This is a genomic window from Paenibacillus ferrarius (assembly GCF_002027705.1).
GTDB classification, from domain to species: domain Bacteria; phylum Bacillota; class Bacilli; order Paenibacillales; family NBRC-103111; genus Paenibacillus_E; species Paenibacillus_E ferrarius.
In genome coordinates this window covers 53,386-72,749 of sequence record NZ_MBTG01000020.1, presented here as the reverse complement: position 1 = coordinate 72,749, position 19,364 = coordinate 53,386, and the positions used below count along the sequence as shown (strand labels likewise).

The 19,364-nt window shown below is 49.8% G+C and carries 19 protein-coding genes; 13 read left to right on the top strand and 6 right to left on the bottom strand.

Annotated features, from left to right (window positions below; all coding sequences use genetic code 11):
- Positions 1 to 167: 167 nt before the first annotated feature.
- From cntE to nikA, 6 genes are read right to left on the bottom strand one after another with little or no spacing between them, the layout of a single operon-like run.
- Positions 168 to 1,355 carry a staphylopine family metallophore export MFS transporter CntE gene (cntE, locus tag BC351_RS21410; RefSeq protein WP_079414821.1) on the bottom strand — a complete coding sequence of 396 codons (1,188 nt, stop codon included), beginning with the start codon at positions 1,353 to 1,355 and terminating at the stop codon, positions 168 to 170.
- Complete coding sequence (gene nikE, locus BC351_RS21405) at positions 1,352 to 2,182, bottom strand: nickel import ATP-binding protein NikE (RefSeq protein ID WP_079414820.1); 831 nt, start codon at positions 2,180 to 2,182, stop codon at positions 1,352 to 1,354. Before nikE ends, cntE begins: the two co-directional genes overlap by 4 nt.
- 16 nt (positions 2,183 to 2,198) lie before the next feature.
- Positions 2,199 to 3,035, bottom strand: coding sequence for an ABC transporter ATP-binding protein (locus tag BC351_RS21400; protein WP_079414819.1), 837 nt, complete (start codon positions 3,033 to 3,035; stop codon positions 2,199 to 2,201).
- Positions 3,036 to 3,055: 20 nt separating this feature from the next.
- Positions 3,056 to 3,889 carry a nickel ABC transporter permease subunit NikC gene (gene nikC, locus BC351_RS21395; RefSeq protein ID WP_079414817.1) on the bottom strand — a complete coding sequence of 278 codons (834 nt, stop codon included), beginning with the start codon at positions 3,887 to 3,889 and terminating at the stop codon, positions 3,056 to 3,058.
- Entirely contained in the window at positions 3,886 to 4,836 is a 951-nt protein-coding gene (gene nikB, locus BC351_RS21390) for a nickel ABC transporter permease subunit NikB (protein WP_079414816.1), read from the bottom strand. Before nikB ends, nikC begins: the two co-directional genes overlap by 4 nt.
- On the bottom strand, positions 4,823 to 6,439 hold the full coding sequence (gene nikA, locus BC351_RS21385; protein WP_079414814.1) for a nickel ABC transporter substrate-binding protein: 1,617 nt from the start codon (positions 6,437 to 6,439) through the stop codon (positions 4,823 to 4,825). Before nikA ends, nikB begins: the two co-directional genes overlap by 14 nt.
- A gap of 168 nt (positions 6,440 to 6,607) precedes the next feature.
- On the opposite strand from nikA, the gene BC351_RS21380 reads away from it, so the two are divergent.
- The 13 genes from BC351_RS21380 to BC351_RS21315 all read left to right on the top strand — a co-directional run bounded on the left by BC351_RS21380 (position 6,608) and on the right by BC351_RS21315 (position 19,342).
- Positions 6,608 to 8,218 carry an AraC family transcriptional regulator gene (locus BC351_RS21380; protein ID WP_079414812.1) on the top strand — a complete coding sequence of 537 codons (1,611 nt, stop codon included), beginning with the start codon at positions 6,608 to 6,610 and terminating at the stop codon, positions 8,216 to 8,218.
- A 192-nt stretch (positions 8,219 to 8,410) separates the two neighbouring features.
- Positions 8,411 to 8,998, top strand: coding sequence for a TetR/AcrR family transcriptional regulator (locus BC351_RS21375; RefSeq protein WP_079414811.1), 588 nt, complete (start codon positions 8,411 to 8,413; stop codon positions 8,996 to 8,998).
- Positions 8,999 to 9,191: 193 nt separating this feature from the next.
- Positions 9,192 to 9,935 carry an SDR family oxidoreductase gene (locus tag BC351_RS21370; RefSeq protein ID WP_079414810.1) on the top strand — a complete coding sequence of 248 codons (744 nt, stop codon included), beginning with the start codon at positions 9,192 to 9,194 and terminating at the stop codon, positions 9,933 to 9,935.
- A 180-nt stretch (positions 9,936 to 10,115) separates the two neighbouring features.
- Positions 10,116 to 10,634, top strand: a complete 519-nt coding sequence (locus BC351_RS21365; RefSeq protein WP_079414809.1) for a TetR/AcrR family transcriptional regulator — start codon at positions 10,116 to 10,118, stop codon at positions 10,632 to 10,634.
- A gap of 525 nt (positions 10,635 to 11,159) precedes the next feature.
- Complete coding sequence (locus tag BC351_RS21355) at positions 11,160 to 11,399, top strand: hypothetical protein (RefSeq protein WP_079414806.1); 240 nt, start codon at positions 11,160 to 11,162, stop codon at positions 11,397 to 11,399.
- 302 nt (positions 11,400 to 11,701) lie between these two features.
- Positions 11,702 to 12,553, top strand: a complete 852-nt coding sequence (locus BC351_RS21350; protein ID WP_244209125.1) for an MBL fold metallo-hydrolase — start codon at positions 11,702 to 11,704, stop codon at positions 12,551 to 12,553.
- Between the two features lie 17 nt (positions 12,554 to 12,570).
- On the top strand, positions 12,571 to 13,539 hold the full coding sequence (locus tag BC351_RS21345; RefSeq protein ID WP_079414805.1) for an ROK family protein: 969 nt from the start codon (positions 12,571 to 12,573) through the stop codon (positions 13,537 to 13,539).
- A gap of 56 nt (positions 13,540 to 13,595) precedes the next feature.
- Positions 13,596 to 14,744, top strand: coding sequence for a mandelate racemase/muconate lactonizing enzyme family protein (locus BC351_RS21340; RefSeq protein WP_079414803.1), 1,149 nt, complete (start codon positions 13,596 to 13,598; stop codon positions 14,742 to 14,744).
- Between the two features lie 144 nt (positions 14,745 to 14,888).
- A complete protein-coding gene (locus tag BC351_RS21335) occupies positions 14,889 to 15,905 on the top strand; it encodes a galactitol-1-phosphate 5-dehydrogenase (RefSeq protein WP_079414802.1) in 1,017 nt (338 codons plus the stop codon).
- Entirely contained in the window at positions 15,902 to 16,669 is a 768-nt protein-coding gene (locus tag BC351_RS21330) for an SDR family NAD(P)-dependent oxidoreductase (protein WP_079414800.1), read from the top strand. Before BC351_RS21335 ends, BC351_RS21330 begins: the two co-directional genes overlap by 4 nt.
- Before the next feature lie 50 nt (positions 16,670 to 16,719).
- On the top strand, positions 16,720 to 17,715 hold the full coding sequence (locus tag BC351_RS21325) for a sugar phosphate isomerase/epimerase family protein (protein ID WP_079414798.1): 996 nt from the start codon (positions 16,720 to 16,722) through the stop codon (positions 17,713 to 17,715).
- 15 nt (positions 17,716 to 17,730) lie between these two features.
- Positions 17,731 to 18,540 (top strand): SDR family NAD(P)-dependent oxidoreductase, encoded by an 810-nt coding sequence (locus BC351_RS21320; protein WP_079414796.1) that lies wholly within the window; start codon positions 17,731 to 17,733, stop codon positions 18,538 to 18,540.
- Between the two features lie 25 nt (positions 18,541 to 18,565).
- A complete protein-coding gene (locus BC351_RS21315) occupies positions 18,566 to 19,342 on the top strand; it encodes an SDR family NAD(P)-dependent oxidoreductase (protein ID WP_079414794.1) in 777 nt (258 codons plus the stop codon).
- Positions 19,343 to 19,364 lie beyond the last annotated feature (22 nt).

The following is a 19,364-nucleotide window of genomic DNA, read 5'->3' as shown; positions in this document are numbered from 1 at the left end:
CTGCAGAGGACATACTTACCGCGGTGCATACTATCGGGCAGGACCTGGATATGGAGCTGCTCCATTTAAAATTGGAGAAGGGGATACTTGAAAATAAGATGAGAAATTTAGATGAAAATCAAAAAAACCTCCATCGCCATCTAAGTGGCTTCGGAGGCTTCTTCCATTTATTCAATCGCTAAACGGCGACCGCTTACGAGTACAATCGCAACAGAGGTCAGCAATAAGCCAGCGCATATGCCATACATATAAGAGTAGGACAAATGATCGGCAATCGTCCCCATCGCGATGTTGCCAAGTACAGAACCCAGATCGGATACGGCAATGAACACGCCGATTAACATATTGCGGGAGGACAATGGCAGTACGATGGTCAAATACGTGACTAAATGGGGATAGAGCAGTGCCATGCCTAACCCAATCAACATGGAACCCGCATACATGAATAATGCTCCTCCATATACGGCTAGTGCCAATAGCTGCAAGCCAACAGCCATACTTAGCAGTAAGCCGACGAGAAAACGAGGATGCCATTGGCCGTCTGACGGAACTTTTTTGCGTAAGGCGAATCTGCAGAAAACCATCACGCCAGCTTGGAGCATCAAGTAAATGCCGGCATGACCGACACCGCTTTGTTTCGTATAGAGTGCAATAAACGTTGTAACAGCGCCAAAGGAGACAGAAGCAATCAGCATGGCTGCACTGCATACAAGAAATGCACGATGAGTCCACAGCTGGCGCAGCTGAGAAGTCATGGAGCTTGCATGCTGCTGCTCATCCTGAGTGACTTGCGAACCGGAGGGCAGCGGAGCTTTGAAGCCTAAGATACCTGTGGCAAGGGCAATAACGATCATAGATGTGGTGAATGCGTTCATTCCGCCCCAGTCCCACAAGGTTAATGCCAGAATAGGGCCGATTACGGTAGGCAGCATGCCTGCTAACAAATAAAGCGATATGCCCTGAGAACGATCATGGTGAGCCAGCTTATCAACAATACCTAGCTGCAGCGATAAGGAGAAAAATGCCGTCGTTACACCCTGCATAGCACGAAGAGCGAAGTACCATTCCAGCCCAGTTGTCGTATACAGAATTAGAATAAGGCCATTTGCAAGCAATAAAGCGCGTAATACAGACAGTGGTCCGAAGCGATGGACGATACTTCCCGCCCACGGACGGAAGAGCATGCTCGTTATCATATAAGCGCCCATCATGACGCCGATTTCTGCATTGCTTGCGCCTTGAGCTTCACTGCGCAGTGGGACAATGATATTCAAGATCGGATTCGCGCTGAAAAATAGAAAAGTAATGGCATATAGCTGGATAAAAGGTAAAGATAAGGGGCCGTTTTTGTTCATAGCGACCGACATTCCGCTTTAACGGATTTGATTTTCCGGTCTCGGGGATGCTCAGCAAGGACGGATTGCAACAAAAGCTTCACAGCAGGATGTGAAGATGTGAAAATCGATTCCTTATTTGCGAACTGCCCCACAAGCTTTCCTTGATCCATGACCGCTAACCGATCCGACAGGGCGTAAGCAGCCTTGATGTCATGGGTGATGAACAGATAAGAAAGCCCAAATGATAGCTTCAAGTCATGCAATAACGCTAAAATTTGGCTTTGATTGACCATATCAAGGCTGCTGATCGGCTCATCTAACACGATGAGTTTCGGGTTCAGCGCAATCGCCCTGGCAATGTTGATTCTTTGCAGTTGGCCGCCACTGAATTGGTGGGGGTATTTCACCATGTCCGCTGCTTGTAGACCGACCCTTTCCAACAGCTCGCCGATCGCTCGCTTTTGTTCAAGCGGCGACATGGACTTGTAGTTGCTGAGCGGCTCTCCAATGATCTGTTCGGCACACATGCGTGGATTAACCGCCGAATAACAATCTTGAAAAACAACTTGCAGATCTCGACGAATCTTTCTGCGGGCTGTTGCATTCATGCTGTACATATCGTGCCCCATAAAGATGATCTTGCCTTGCTGTGGCTTCTCCAAGCCAAGAATAACTTTGCCAAGTGTACTTTTCCCAGCTCCGCTGCTTCCCAATAAACCTAGGCAAACGCCTTCATCCATGGAGAAGGAAATATTGGAAAGGATCGGCGGTTGTTGGCGTATGGAGCCAAATAATCGATTTTTTTCGTAAGTATGACTGACTTCCTGTACTTGCAACAAACTCATTGTTGTTACCCCATTTTTAAAAGTTTACAGCATATTCGACCGTCTGCTTGTTAGAAGGATCGGGCAGCTGCAACCTCGCGTTTAGCAATTTTTTGGTATAGGCATTTGCAGGGTGATCGAACAGCTCAAAGACATTGGCTTGTTCGACAATTTTCCCATGCTGCATAACGATAACTTCATCGGCCATCTCTGCAATGACGCTTAGGTCATGAGAAATCAGCAAAATGGTTGTGCCACATTCCGATCGCAGCCGTTCCAGCTGTGTTAACACTTGCAATTGATTGACCATATCGAGTGCAGTCGTTGGTTCATCAGCGATGACGACGGCGGGTTTCAGGCACATGCACATAGCAATCATCACCCGCTGCAGCATGCCTCCGCTCAGTTGAAAAGGGTACATCTTGAGAATCTCGTAAGGCTTGGGCAAATTCACTTTTTCTAGAGAAACGGCAGCCAACTCATAGGCTTCTTTTTTGCTCAGCTTGCAGTGCGTACGGATGGTCTCGATAAATTGATTGCCAATTGAATACACTGGCGTGAAGGCATTCATCGGATTTTGCCTAATAAAGCCTATTTCTTTGCCGCGAATGCGGCGCATCTCCTTCGGATCCAAGCCGTTAAGCTCACGGCCACCCAGTTGAATGCTGCCTTCGACGATGGTATGTTGATCCATCAACTGCAAGAGAGAATGGCATGTAATGCTTTTGCCGCAGCCGCTTTCGCCGACTAGACCGAGAATTTGCCCCTCATTTAAATCAAAATGAATATCATGAAGAAGCTGAAGCTGGCCTTGATCTGTTGTGACTTTGACGTTCAGCCCACTTACCTGCAAGACTTTGCGAGTTATGTCCATATAAGGGCCTCATTTCTTGTTTAAAATCGTTTTTTTACCCCAAATTTATTCGATAGCGCTTCACCGAGCAGATTGAAATTAATGACGACAAGTAAAATAAAAAATCCGGGGTACATCATCAGTTCAGGATGGCTCCGAATGTAGCTCTTGCCCTCATGAATCATGGCGCCCCACTCAGGGGTAGGCGGCTGAATGCCTAAGCCAAGGAAAGACAGCGCTGATATATCCATAATCGCCCAACCAATCTCAAGGGTCCCGATCACGACGATAGGGGGCAGGACATTGGGTATCATGTGTTTCCTCATAATGGTCCAAGGTGAGGACCCGCTTATAATGGCAGCCGTAATAAACTGACGTTCTCTTAAACTAACAACGAGGCCGCGGAACATGCGAGCATAGGTTACCCACTGAACAAGAAGCAGGGCAAACACGATCTGCATAATACCGGGACCTAGCATCGCTACAATTCCGAGCACAAGCACAAGGTTTGGAAAAGCCATAACGCCATCGCAGAAGCGCATGAGGAAGTTGTCGATCCATCCGCCTTTGTACCCCGCAACCGTTCCAACGATTAGCCCTATGGTTAAGGATAAAATAAACACAAGGAAAACTAAGCCTAACGATATGCGAGCTCCGTACAACAGTCGGGATAATAGATCACGCCCCAAATGATCCGTACCTAATAAATAGTCAGACGAAGGAGGCTGCAGCTTCAAGGCTAGATTGACCTTGATCGGATCATGGGGGGCAAGCCAAGGTGCCAGAATCGTGATTAAGAAACAAAGCAGCAGGAAGCAAGAACACGCGATGATGGTCTTCCTACCGGAGAGAAGATTCTTTATAGGTTTAATCAAGAATCGGTTCTTCCTTTCAAGGAAATTCGAGGGTCCATATACATTTGAACAACATCAACGATCAGGTTGCAAAGAAGGAATGCGCATGCAGCGAGAAGCACATAGCATTGAACGACCGGAATATCTCGATTAAAGATGGCTTCAATGAAGTATCTGCCGATCCCTGGCCATGAAAACACTTGCTCTACAATAATCGTCCCCGTGAGCAGCTTGCCGAAATTCATACCCAAGCCAGTAATGACGGGGGAGATGGCAATTTTCATCACATGTTTAAGCATAATCACTTTTTCATGTATACCACGAGTTCTGGCATATAACACATAAACTTCTTGTAATTGCTCCAAAATACTTGCCCGCAAAAGTCGGCTATAGACCGCGATAAGTGCAAGTGACAGGGTTAGTGAAGGCAGGATTAGATGCTTCCAGCTTCCCATGCCATTAACGGGCAGCCAATCTAGTTGGACAGCGAAGAAAAAGATCAATAAATAGCCAAGCCAGAATTGCGGAATGGATGCACCAAAAAAGGAAAGTGCTTTGCTGAAATAATCCACCCAGCTATGGGAGTAAACAGCTGACAAATATCCCAGTCCTATGCTGACAATAATCGTTACGATGATGCTGCTGAAAGCAAGCTGCAAGGTGGCCGGCAGTCGCAGCGTCACCTCGTCCCATACAGGTTTATTGGACAGATAGGATGTTCCGAAATCAAGTCGGGCGATCTGGGTTAACGATTGCCAGTACTGCGCGTAAAGTGGTCGATCCAGCCCCAGTTCTTGTCTCTTCTCAGCAAGCAGTTCCTTCGTCGGTTGAATATGCGAAGCCGAGAAATAAGCTTCCGCCGGGTCCACCGGCGAAAGCTGAATCAAGATAAATGTGAGAAGTGTAGCGAAGATAACCAAAGGAATAATGGCGAGCAGTCGTTTCCCGATATAGCTACTTAATTCCATTGAAAGGGTGATCCCAACGGCTTGCAGGGAAGGTAACGTTGGATAAGGATTTATTGTAAACAACGGTTTGTTTAATGTAAGAAATGGGCACGATGACGGACTGCTCATGCAAAGTTGTCAAAATTTCCGTATAAAGCTTCTTGCGTTCGACTTCATTCGTGGAGGCAAGCACCGTCTGTATCTTCTGGTCCAGCTCCTGCTTCATAGGAATGCGTGAATGGGCTTCGGCTACACCAAAGCTTGGTTCTTTCACAGCATTAATAAGTGTATGGGGATCATAAGGGACACCGGAATTAAACCAGAAACGGACGTCGAATTTGCCTTCTCGGAGCAGCTTCGTTGCGGTAGTTAATTCCACACCGGCGATGTTCAGCTTAACGCCAATCTCTCCCCATGCCGCCTGCACGGCTTCTCCCATTACTTTTTGAATCGGATCGGTTTTATCGTACACTAATTCCAGCTCTAATTTTTTGCCGTCTTTTTCCCGAATGGTTTGCCCTGGGGCCAGCTTCCAACCGGCTTCATCTAGATATGCCATTGCTTTGGCTGTGCTGTAATCAATCGGGTTAACTTTCAAATCCACGTATGGGTAATTGTTAGATAAAATAGAATAGGCTTTTTGTTCTACACCGCCTGTAATACCATCCACGATGCTCTGTTTATTCAAGCCATGTTGGAGTGCAAGACGAACGCGTTGATCCGCAAGCTTCTCGTTGGAGGAGTTCAACAACATATTTCTAGTACCTACCGGATCCGAGAGCGCTGTTCCGTATTTGCCTGTGCTTTGCAGTTGTTTATAGGCATCTAGGCTGATCGCGCCTTCGCCGAATATCATATCCAGCTCGCCTTTTTCAAAAGCTAGTACACGCGTTTCGCTGTCAGGAATGATTTTAACCGTTACCTTATCAACCTTTGGCTGCTCACCCCAATAGTTAGGGTTTCTAGTGAAAACGGTGTATTGATCTTGTTTGTACTCCGTAATCATCCACGGTCCTGTACCTATCGGTGCTTTTAGACCTTTTAGGGTATCATCGCCTTCTGGGAAACCAGCCTCGCCTAGGAAACGGAAAGGCCGAACTGTCGCCAAATCCTGTAGGGTTGGATAATACGGCTCAGAGAGCGTTAATTTAATCGTCTGCTCGTCAACAATCTCGGTTTTCTCCAGCACCTTTGCGATGCCAAGCCAAGAGTGCGTGCTTTTGTTTTTCAGGATGGCATCGAAATTTCTTTTCACGATAGCAGCGTTAAATGACGAACCATCCGAGAACTTAATATTTTTGCGAAGTTTGAACGTGTACTCTTTGCCATCTGTGGAAATGTTCCATGACTCGGCAAGGTAAGGCTTAAGCTCTCCGCCTTCGTTATAGCTGACAAGCGGCTCGTAAATCATCGATTGTGAAAATAATTGATTAGGATAGTAGGCATGAGGATTCGACGGGCCCAAATCTCTCATCCAGGAAACGGTGATCTCCTTTGGCTTCTGTGTCGGAGCCGTTGAATCGTTGGCTGCTGGCTTTGGATTCGCGCAACCTAATACAGTGATAAGCAATGCTAATAGCACAGCTATTTTTGGTATGAAACGAGTTGATTTTTTGCTGATCATCAGATTAATTCCCCTTTGTAGTGATAATGATTATCATGCTCGATAATAATATTTTTTTTTGCTACACTTAACAATGGAGAAATAACTGTTTTTTTATTGGACAAAAAAGAGCGGGTACATATTCCTAAGCACTAGCAGGCATGGACGGAGAAGGAGGAGATCCCTGACATGTATATATACGATATATTAGAGGTTAAAATCATAGATTTGTTGTCCAACAAGTTGGTTGTTCCTACGGATAGGACGGGCCATCGAATCATTTGCTTTGCCCGAACGGGAGGCAATCTTCGTCTGGCCGGGCATATTCTGTATGCGGAGCAAGGATCTTGCATGCTTCTGGCCCCAGGGGACAAGGCGGAAATAGAGATCAGCGGCGGAAGTGATCTGCTTGGGGCTGTATATATGATTCGCTTCCATGCCTATGGCAGGGGGGAAAAAGAACCGTCGATTGATATTGGGCCCTGTGTTCCATATGAGACGAAGATTGATGTGATGCCATTGTCGCGGCTTGTCGATTTGCTAGAACAGGTTGCTCATGGAGCTAGCGATGCTTTGAGACATGAGTACATAGAACGTTGTAAGCAGCAGATTCGTCTGCAAGAGCTTCTTGTATTGCTGATGGAAAATGTCCAAACCATGCATTCTTTCACCGATGCCACATCAGCTGTTCAACAGACCATTAACTATCTCAATCACAACTATCGGGAAGAAATTACGGTTGAGCTGCTATCGCGAATGTCAGGTGTGGGCCGTTGGAAATACAGTGATTTGTTTCAGTCGTTGATTGGCAAAAAACCGCTTGAATATTTGACTGAGGTACGTATCAACAGGGCCAAGGAGCTTCTTCTCCAAACGGATGACCCTTTGCGCGAAATTGCCCGCCGAGTCGGTTTTAAGGACGAATATTATTTCTCCCGCAAGTTTCGGCATGAGATGGGGATGACCCCCAAACAATATGTCCGCACAAAAAGCAACAAAGGGATAACAAATGAGCGAAGCGCAAGTCCTTTCACAAGAGTTGTGGCAGTGGGTGCGGTACTTGGCGATTTATTGGCTCTGGGCATTAGGCCGATTGGTGCGGATATGACGGTAATTGGCAAAAAAGTAGTTTATCGCGAGGAATTGAACAACATAGCAGATGTCGGACTCTTAGGTGAACCGGGGAAGGTGAAAGCGTTGAATCCCGATCTTATTGTATATAGTGGTTTCCGGCTCGACTGGATTGATAAGCTGTCCGATATTTCTCCCATCGTAGCTATTGACCGGTTTGAACATACGTATGATCGGCTTCTGAAAGTAGCTGATCTATTCGGTAGAACCAACCAAGCGCGGAATTGGGTGGAGAGCCATGAGCAGAGATCCAATGAGATATGGACGCGGCTGTTTGCCTCTCCTATGGATAAACGGAAGCAAGCTACCATTTTCGTCGTGAATGATGGTGTCATCTATGTCATGGGAATGAGAGGTGTAGCATTCACGCTATATCATCCTTTAGCTTTCGAACCTTCTGATAAAGTGAAAGATTTGATCGCCAGAAGCGTTCCGTTTTTCGCTATTGAACCCGAGATGATCAAGGACTACGAGGCTGACCATCTATTTCTGCTCGTGGATGAGTATGAACGTTCTAAGCGTAAAGCACAGAGCGTAACTAATCATCCCTATTGGAAATCGTTGGGGGAAAATTGCGTTCATATATTAGAAGGAAAATGGAATTTCGATGACCCGATTACGATGGATCGGCTTCTCCCTTTATTGCCGCGCATTATCAGGTCTATTTAGAATAGAGGGCCAAAGTTATGGCACAGCTCGTCAAAGATGGGAAAGATTTAGTGTCGAATGACATAATCTAGATATTGTCATTTATTTTATTTCTAATAGTATGGTAAGATAAGATCAGGAGAAAGGGGGGAAGAGGAGGAGCAGACGCGAACAGGCAAGTCAGCTAGTTTAGTCAACTGCTCTTCTACGACCATGGCCAATGATCAACAACCATTAACGAAAGAAGCGATTTTGGATGCCGCGGAACAAGTGCTGCGTCGTTACGGACCAGAGAAAACCTCGGTTGTCGATGTCGCCAAGGTCCTTCAAGTCAGCCACGGTACGCTTTACCGTCATTTCCCCAGTAAATCCGCTTTGCGAGAGGCCGTTACGGAGCGATGGCTGTTAGGTTTAGCCAGTTCTTTGCAAGAGATTGCGAATCAGACCGAAGGTCAAGCCAGGGATCGTTTGCGTCTATGGCTCGATACCTTGGTAGTCTTCAAGCGGAATTATGTCTTAGAAGATCCTGAGATGTTCAGCATGTATAGATCGGTGACCCAAGAAGCGGTCAAACTGATTCAAGACCATGTTCATCAGCTGATTCAGCAAATTACTCAAATTGTCGACGCGGGGGTCAAAACACAAGAATTTCATGTGGACGCTAGTGAGGATGCTGCAAGGGCTATTTTCTTAGCCACATCCCGCTTTCATCATCCTGCGCATGCCCCTGAATGGCTCGATTCGACGAATGCTGCGGATTTCGAGAGGGTATGGCAGTTAGTGCTTAAAGGTATTTCTTAGTTTCAGACGAAAGCCCTTCTGAGGATTTGAGAAGCAGAGGGGTTTTTTAGTGTGGATTAAATGACGTAATTATAAAATTGTCACTTGTTATTTGTTATTGGATCGGCTATACTCAAATTATTCAAGTAAGGAAGTTTGGGAATATGAAACGAATTCAACGATTTTCAACATATACCTAAGGAGGAATAAACATATGAATAGCAACTTAGCAGGAAAAGTAGCGCTAGTCACAGGAGCATCCAGAGGAATTGGCCGGGAAATTGCAGAGAAACTGGCGGCACGGGGGGCTAAAGTGGTTATCAACTTTGCCAGTAATCCGGCTGCTGCGGGGGAAGCGGTGACGAGCATTCAACAAAATGGTGGTGAGGCCTTGGCGATCCAAGCTGATATCAGTCAAGTCAGCGAGATCGAAAGGCTTTTTCAGGAAACCCTCCAAGCTTACGGACAACTCGATATCCTTGTAAATAATGCCGGCATTATGATTACCAAGCCTATTGCTGCCATGACAGAAGCGGATTTCGATAAACAATTTGCCATCAACGTCAAAGGGACTTATTTCGCCATCCAGCAAGCTCATAAGCACATGAACAAGAATGGTCGTATCATCAATTTCTCCACATCCGTAGCGGGTGCAATGTTCCCGACTTACAGCGTGTATGCGGGTACCAAAGGAGCCGTTGAACAATTCACACGCCAATTGGCCAAAGAGTTTGGCCCGTCAGGGATCACGATTAATGCGGTCGCACCTGGACCAATTCATACAGAGCTTTTCACAGTCGGAAAGTCGGAAGAACAGATCAAAGGGATTGCTGGCATGAATGCATTCGGCCGTCTCGGTGAGCCTGAAGATGTTGCAGGTGTTGTGCTGTTTCTGGCTAGTGAAGAGTCACAATGGGTAACGGGCCAAACGCTTCGGGTTAACGGCGGTTTCATATAAAACAGAAAGAGATGCCTATTACGATAGGTGTCTCTTTTCCTTTGTGGGAGCATGAGATGAGGTGGAGTCTTGAAGGCTGCGCAATTTTCTGCTGAAGAGGAGTTGCAAATCAGAAGATGATGATCTATACTAAGATCAGTTATTGATTGGTCAATCAATAAAGATGATAGGAGATAGGTCATGGTTAAAGGTACAACATCATTGGATCGACGCAATGATATTATTTCTGCAGCTGTTGAAGTGTTCGCCGAGTTGGGCTATTACCGGGCAACAACCGCGCAGGTTGCGGAGAGGGCAGCGATTTCACAGCCCTATGTTTATCGTTTTTTTACGAAGGAGTCATTGCTTGTAGCGGCGTTAGATCTGTCTTGGCAGCGAATCCTGCATACCTTCCAACTCGTTCGAGATACGAAAGCTCCCGAGTTTTTGGAAGAAGGCTTCACCCGTGCTTATGAGAAAATTATGGAGTCACACCGCTATGAGATTCTGCTGCAAATGCAAGCAATGACCATTCTGGAGACTCCTGTCCGTGAGACGATGACCAAAGGGATGAACGACGTGCAGCAGCTCGTTTTCAATGCTTTTCTGCAGGCAGGAATTGAAGAACCGCAAGAGCGCACTACTATATTTTTGGCACGAGGCATGCTTTGTAACGTGTCGATGGCGCTGGATATGCCCAATTTAATGATAAAGAGATAGGATTAAATTTTTTTCGTTACTTGTAATTGATTAATCAATAAATTAGTGAGAAGAAGAGAGTGCGAGAAGACTATGGAGAGAGAGCGGAAGGGTAAGGAAGCAAGTAGGATGGATCAGGCGCTTCGGTTGACCTCGGACAAAGGAATCTTCCTTTTTCGATTCTGTTTTGGAGAAGCAGGCTGGATCGTGGCAAAAGCAAGCTGAGCCTGCCAAAAAAGCAGTCTCAGCAGGAGAAAAAACATCCACCCGGCGCTGAGCCAGCCGAAAAGGCAGTTTCGACCAGCGAAGCAGGCTGGATCGCGGTAAAAGCAAGCCGAGCCTGCCAAAAAAGCAGTCTCAGCAGGAGAAAAGCATCCACCCGGCGCTGAGCCAGCCGAAAAGGCAGTCTCGACCCACGAAGCAGGCTGGATCGAGGCAAAAGCAAGCCGAGCTTGCCAAAAAAGCAGTCTCAGCAGGAGAAAAGCATCCACCCGGCGCTGAGCCAGCCGAAAAGGCAGTCTCGGACCGCGAAGCAGGCTGAATCGCGTGAAAAGCAAGCCGAGCCTGCCCAAAAAGCAGTCTCAGCAGGAGAAAAGCATCCACCCGTCGCTGAGCCAGCCGAAAAGGCAGGCTCGACCCGCGAAGCAGGCTGAATCGCGGGAAAAACAAGCTGAGCCTGCCAAAAAAGCAGTCTCAGCAGGAGAAAAGCATCCACCCGGCGCTGAGCCTGCCGAAAAGGCAGTCTCGACCCGCGAAGCAGGCTGGATCGAGGTAAAAGCAAGCTGAGCCTGCCAAAAAAGCAGTCTCAGCAGGAGAAAAGCATCCACCCGGCGCTGAGCCAGCCGAAAAGGCAGGCTCGATCAGCGAAGATGGCATCTTCCCTAGTGATCTCTCTAAAACGCAGACACTCGCAGCGTTTCCATCGACAAAGGAGGGGTTCCGTGGTCATACCCCAGAAGGGGTTTTTCTGTTGGCCCGCCTATCGGAAAAGTCCAACATGTTTTCTGCTTTGGGCAAATGCTGACGCGGTTATTTTTGATACAATGCATGTGAAAGCAGTTATTTTACAGTGGACAGGAGGGAATTGCGTGAAGCCGCACGAGCATCCGCTTATTCAGGAAATAAACAATACCAATGTCCCTTATGGCACCCTGGGGATCTGGTTTCTAGGCCAAGAGAGCGTCATTGTCAAAGGAGCGGGCATTACCGTCTATATCGACCCGTTCGTCTCCGATGATTTGGAGAAGCAAGGGACCCGCAGATTGTATCAACCTCCGATAACGCCGGAAGCCATTACGAATGCGGATCTATGTTTGATTACGCATGAACATGCGGATCATCTGGACCCCGGCACGCTGCGCGTCCTCATGCGGCAAAATGAAAAGGCACTCGTAGTAGCGCCTGCTGTGTGTCGAGAGCTTTTAGTACAAATTGGAGGTGAGGCTTCCAACGTTATGGATTCGGATACGGAGCGCTCCCAAGCTCTGTTTGAGGGCAAATTGAAAATTCAGGCCATCCCCGCTGCTCATGAAGAGCTGGAAATGAATGAACAAGGGCAGCACCGCTACGTCGGCTATATTCTGGAGCTGAATGGTGTGACTCTGTATCATGCTGGCGACACCCTTGTTTATCCGGGACTTCCCGATGTGCTAAGCCGCTATCGTATTGATTTGGCGATGCTGCCCATCAATGGTCGGGATTATTTCCGCACCAAGCAAGGGATAATCGGCAATATGAATTACCGGGAGGCCGCTAAGCTAGTGGCAGATTTGGATGTGGATACGGTGATTCCGCTCCATTATGAGACATTCGCAGGGAATGCGGAGCGTCCCGGTTATTTTGTGGATGAGTTGAATGAGAAGTACCCTCAAGTCAAGTGTCAAATACTGGCGCGGGGAGAACGTTATGTGTATGTGACTCCGAGAGCTTTTTTGGGATAGAAAGGAATGGCGTGGGCATGTATTGGATTGGTGTAGATCTGGGTGGGACCCGAATCAAAGCGGCTGTTTTTAATGCGGAATTCGCAGTGATACAGGAAAGAAGCGATCCGACTGAAGCTGAGTTAGGACCTGATAGGGTGATCAGCAAGATCAAGAAGATCGTTCATGACATGCTTCAACAGACCGGGATTGCGCAAGAGGAAATTATTGGGATGGGGGTTGGCATTCCAGGGCTTCTTGATCCTGAGCTAGGGCTGTCGATCTTTTCGCCGAATTTCCCTGGGTGGGATCATGTTCCCGCCGTGGAAATGTTGAAGACTGATTTCTGCTTTCCAGTTTACATCGATAATGATGTGCGTGTGAATTTGTATGGCGAGTGGCTGTTTGGTGCTGGAAGAGGCTGCAAGCATGTTGTGCTCATTACGCTGGGCACCGGCTTAGGATCAGGCATTATTCAGGATGGCAAAATGGTATATGGCACAACGGCCAGTGCAGGGGAAATAGGCCATATGAATATGTTTAGGGAAGGTCGTCCTTGCCGCTGCGGCAGCTCAGGCTGTCTAGGCAGGTATGCCTCTGCCATCGGGATGGTTCGGACCTTCAAGGATCAGCTGGCGCAAGGCTTCACCAGTATCATTCAAGATTGGACGGGCGGGGATCTGACGCGGATAACGGCGGCTATGATTTCCGATGCTTATGATCACGGAGACGTTTTAGCGAAAAGGGTCATGCAGGAGACGGGCCAGATTCTAGGCTTTGGCTTAAGCAGCGTGATTAATTTGTTGAATCCACAAGTGATTATTGTAGGCGGCGGGATGTCTGCGGCGGGTGATCGGTTATTGAATCCGGTGAGAGAAACGGTAGGCGCTCATGCTTTGAAACTGTCATCGGGTGCATGCCAGATTATTCAGGCGGAATTAGGCGTGAGGGCCGGGATGGTAGGCGCTGCAGCTTATGCCAAGCTGAGAAGTGAAGCTAATGGCTGACATACAGTTCAAGATGAGCAGACTGAATTTAAAATGAATGAAGGGCAGGCGACAACATGATCATTTCAAATGTAGAGACGTTCATCGTGGGAAATTCATGGAAGAATTGGCTGTTCGTTAAATTGCATACGAAGGAGGGGGTATGCGGAATTGGCGAAGGGACGTTGAATGGCTTCGCCAAAACGGTGGAAGCGGCGATTCATGAGTTGAAGCATCTGTACATCGGGATGGATGTGCATGACGTGGAGACAATCTCCTTGAAGATGACGCGGGATGTGTACTCGGATGGCGGCCAAATTCAAGGCTCAGCCTTGGCGGCTATTGAAACCGCTTGCTGGGATATCATCGGCAAATTGGCGGAGCAGCCTCTCTACAAGCTGCTTGGCGGCAAATGCCATGAGAAGCTGCGCTGCTACGCCAATGGCTGGTACCGTGGGCCTCGTGAGCCGCAGAGCTTTCACGATAAAGCGAAAGAGGTCGTGGCCAGAGGCTACACGGCTTTGAAGTTCGATCCCTTCGGCAACGCTTGGCGCACCGTGGAAAGAAACGAATTTCAGGCTAGCCTAGAAATTATTGCTGCCGTTCGTGAAGCTGTTGGTCCCGATGTCGATATCCTCATCGAAGGACATAACCGCTTCAGCGTGCATACGGCTTTGCAATTCGCGGATGCGATGCTGCCTTACAAGCCGACTTGGTTCGAGGCGCCGGTGCCGCCGCAGCGAATCTCCTCCATGGTCGAGGTGGCGAAGCGCAGTCCTGTCCCGATCGCCTGCGGGGAAGATTACTACAACCGCGAGCAGTTCGCGGAGCTGCTGAAGCATGATGCGGTTCATATCATTCAGTTGGAACCGCAGTATCTTGGCATCTCGGCATCGAAGCAGATTTGCGGCATGGTGCATGCGCATAATGGGGTGACAGCCCCACATAGTGCGCAGGGGCCGATATGCTCGGTCGTCTGCGCGCATCTGAACATGGCGACACCGAATTTCTTCATCCATGAAATCTTCGATGAATTTAACGAGCCGTGGGAAGAGCAGCTGCTGATGCCGCCGCTGAAGGTGGAACAGGGTTATCTTCGTCCGCCGGAGGGGCATGGCCTGGGCATAGAATTGAATTTGGAAGAGATGGCGAAACATCCTTACGATCCCGGTCACTGGATTCCATTATTCAAGCAAGGCTGGGAAAAGCGATTGAAGAACGAATAGGCCTGCCGCATTCGCGATTTTGCGTGTGACCTTGCTGTGATTTTGTTGGTACTTGCCGTGTTCTTGCTGTGATCTTGCCGTCTTATCGTAACAGTGCCGTGATCTTGCCATGATTCGCAAGACAAAATAGGGAGGTGTTCATCCATGAAAGCCTTAGTCTATGAAGGACCTAGCAGCATGAACCTGCGCGAGGTAGATCTTCCGTCTCTGGGGACAGATGAGGTGCTTATTCGTGTTGAGCGGGTGGGCATCTGCGGCTCCGAGCTAAGCGGATATTTGGGCCATAATTCCCTGCGCAAGCCGCCGCTCATTATGGGGCATGAATTCGCTGGGATCGTCGAGCAAGCAGGAAGCACCCGGTTCCGCCGAGGGGATCGTGTGACGGCGAACCCACTGCTGTCTTGCGGGCGCTGTCGTGCCTGCCGGACGGGCGCCGCTCAGCTGTGCGCAGAGCGCCAATTGCTCGGGGCGCATCGACCGGGCGCCTTCGCCGAATATGTGGCTGTCGCGGAGCGGAATGTCTATGCGCTCGAGGACCATGTGAGCTTCGAAGAGGGAGCTTTTACGGAGCCGTTCGCCTGCGCGGTACATATCTGCAAGCTGTTGAAACCGCTGCCAACGGATCGCCTTTTGATTATGGGCGGGGGACCCATTGGGCTTTTGGCACTCCAAGCGGCCAAAGTCTACGGCCTGCAGCACATCGTGCTTATAGACATCAACGAGCAGCGGCTGGAGATTGCCAAGGAACTGGGCGCGGTAACGGCCACTCGTCTGGACACTCTCCGTTCAGAGGAGAAGAGTATGTTCGATGCTGCAATTGATGCCGTCGGCATGGAGATAACCCGCCAATTATGCGTAGAGTCGGTGCGTCCCGGCGGGCGCGTGGTATTGACTGGGCTGCATGAAGAGAAGAGCAGCCTCCCGATTAATATGATCATTCGCAGCGAGATTCAGCTGATGGGCGCATTCGCGTACCATTCGGACGACTTTGAGACGGCGCTGCAGTGGATTAGTGAAGGACGTGTCAGCCTGTCGCCTTGGACACTGCTTGCTCCACTAGAAACAGGGGGTGCTTGTTTCGAACGACTCATCCAGAACCCCGGGAATATAGCCAAAATTCTTTTAACGCTTGATCACGAGAAGGGGGAAGCTGCGCCATGAGTCTGGAACTGTTTCGATTGGATGGCCGTGTCGCTTTAATTACGGGCGGAACACGGGGACTGGGGCTTGTGATGGCGCAAGCTTTGGCCGAAGCGGGAGCTGATGTGATCGTAACGAGCCGCGAGAAGGAGAAGGCCGAGGCCTCGGCTCAGGCCATCGCACAGTCAACAGGGCGGCGTGCGCTTGGCTTGGCCGTTGACGTTACGATTGCCGAGCAGGTTGATGCGATGGTGGCTTCGGCTGTGGAGGCGTTCGGGCGAATTGATATTTTGATCAATAATGCGGGTGTGAATGTCCGCAAGCCGATTGAGGACTTCGATGAAGCCAGCTGGGACCTGGTGCAGAATACGAATTTGAAAGCGCCGTTTCTTTGCGCCCGTGCGGTCGCCAAGACGATGAAGAACCAGCGATATGGCAGAGTGATCAATATGTCCTCCATGCTGGGCAGCATTGCGCTGCCGGAAAGAGGCGCATATTGTTCCAGCAAAGGCGGTTTGATTCAGCTCACCAAGGTTCTTGCTTTGGAATGGGCCCCTTATAACATTACGGTGAACGCGTTATGCCCGGGACCGATTGCAACGGAACTGAATACGGTCGTGATGAACAATCCAGAGGCGAACCGCTTTTTCGTGGACAATATCGCGTTGGGCCGGTGGGGGAAGCCGGAGGAGATTATCGGTGCGGTAATCTATTTGGCGTCGGAAGCCTCGAGCTTCATGACGGGGTCTTCGATGGTTGTGGATGGCGGATGGACAGCGAAGTAGAGCAAGGATTTTATCCAAACGGAAGACTAATGAGGAAAAGGTGAGCGATCATGAAACTCGGTCTTGCTGTCTATGGCACTACGTTTATGATGGGCATTCATCCACAATCTACCCGCAGACGCATTACGGCTTCGCAGCTTTTGGAACAGGCGGCTGAACTTGGCCTTCAAGGGATTGAACTGCCAATTTCGCTGCTGGAGGGTGAGAATATCGGATCTTTGGCTCTCCGAGCGCGGGAAGGAGGCCAATATCTCGTTGTGGCTTCTGGCGGTTACGATCCGAAGCCGCTCTCTCAAGCTTTCGAAGCTGCGCTGCAGCTGGGGGCTCCGATCGTCCGCACGGTTGTAGGCGGGGCTGACTTTGGCGGTGATCGGCGCAAACTGGCTGGACGCTGGACATCTTTTCTAGACGAGGTCTTGTCCGGACTTGGTGAAGCGGCGAGGGCCGCAGAGAAAGCCGGTGTTGCGCTGGCCGTAGAAAATCATCAGGATTTGGCATCCGAGGAGCTGTTATGGCTCTGCGAAGAGATTGATTCTCCTAGCTTCGGGATTACGCTCGATACAGGCAACCCACTGGCAACGGCGGAGGAGCCGGTTTCGTTCGCAAGAAGGATCGCTCCATACCTGAAGCATGTGCATCTCAAGGATTACTGGACCTATTTGAGCGACGAAGGGTATCGGCTCGTGCGCTGCCCGCTGGGGCAGGGTGTGGTTGATTTTCCAGCGCTGTTTCACATCTTTGAGTCTTACTGTCCTGAAGTGAATATGTCGATGGAGCTTGGGGCTTTGGAAGCTAGGCACACGAGAGTGCTCTGCGAGGACTACTGGCCGGAATATCCGCTTCGCTCGGCGGCTCAGTTAGCTGGGGTTCTGCGGTTTGTGAATGCCAATGCCAGACCGATCGGGGATTGGCGGACTCCTTATGAAAAAGGTGCACCGGAAGATGACATCATCACGTACGAGCAGCGGCAATTGCTAACAAGTGTGGCCTATATGCGTGGTGTAGTGGAGGCGCGCGCCAGCGCTCAGAAACGAGTCGGAGGCTGAGAGGAGAGGGACGGCGTGAACATTGATCTATCGGGAAAAGTGGCTGTTGTGACCGGAGCGGGGAGAGGGATTGGCAGGGAAATTGCTCTAACGCTGGCGCAAGAAGGCGTTATTACGGTGATAACGGATATTCAGGAGGATTTGCTGGCGGCTGTAGGCAGCGAATTTGCGTTGAACGGCTATCCAGGCAGCCAGTATCTTTGTGATGTGCGCAGCGCAGCGCAAATTCAGCAAGTGATCGATCAGATTGTAGAAAAGTATGGACGAATCGATATTCTCGTCAACAACGCGGGTATTGCGGGCGGAGCCCCGATTGATGTGCTGGCGGAAGAGGTGTGGGACTTGAATTTCGATATCAATCTGAAAGGCACCTTCCTGATGTGCAAAGCGGTCGCTCCCGTGATGAAACGGCAAAAATCGGGGCGCATCATCAATGCAGCCTCCTTCGCCGCTATCGTTCCGAGCTATGGGAGCGCAGCGTATGCTTCGTCAAAGGCCGGTGTGGAGCAGTTCACACGCGTGCTCGCCGGAGAACTCGGACCGTGGAACATTGCGGTCAACTGCTATGCGCCAGGGATGATTCCAACGGATATGAACCATTTCGCCGATTTACAGGAACCTCAGCAGCAGCGGCTCTTGGATACGCTGACGTTCCGCCATTGGGGGAAGAAGGACGATGTTGCCCATTTGATCTGCTTCCTGGCTTCTGACTTTGCGGGATACATCACCGGTACGATGATCGATATCAGCGGCGGGAAGCTGGCTACGCAAATACCGCGAATTGCCTATGAGAAAGCAGCAAGCGAAGGAGCTTATGAGTTCTAGTGTCAAGCGATGAGGAGGCTGCACGATGAGGGAGAAGGCTAGCTTTAACTTTGCCGGCAAAACGGTGCTCGTGACGGGCGCAGCGAAGGGCATCGGTGCCGCTATTGCGGAGCAATTTGGCAGTTATGGGGCGAACGTGGTTGTCGCGGATGTGGATGAACAGGGCGAAGCGGCAGCTGCGGGGTGGCGGCAATTGGGCCGCTCGGCGCGGTTCATCCGATGTGATGTGTCGAGGGGAAGCGAGGTAGCGAAGACGGTGGCCTACGCAGAGCAGGAATTCGGCGGGCTGGACATTTTGGTTAACAATGCAGGCATCTTCCCGCGCGCCCGTTTGGCCGAGACAGATGAGGCGTTCTGGGACCGTGTGATGGACATTAACCTGAAGGGTGCTTATTTAATGTGCCAAGCAGCGGTTCCCGGTATGATCAGCAGAGGCGGAGGGAGTATCGTCAATATTGGTTCGCTGCATGCAACCTCGGGTGCTCCGGATACATTAGCTTATGCGATATCGAAGGGCGGAATCGTCACACTGACGCGGAATTTGGCCAGTGCGCTTGCTAGGCAGCGTGTAAGAGTGAATTGTATCCACCCAGGTTGGGTGGCCTCGGATGGGGAGATGGCTCGTTTGGCAGCAGCAGGAGAAGGCGGAGATTCACTGGAGAAGGCCATTTCACGGATGCCGATGGGCAGAATGCAAACCGGAGATGACATCGCCTCAGCGGCGGTCTTCATGACGTCGGATTTCGCAGATCAAATCACAGGGCAGCAATTAACGGTGGATGGCGGCATCAGCTCGCGGTAACGATTATGGTGATGAGGAGTGA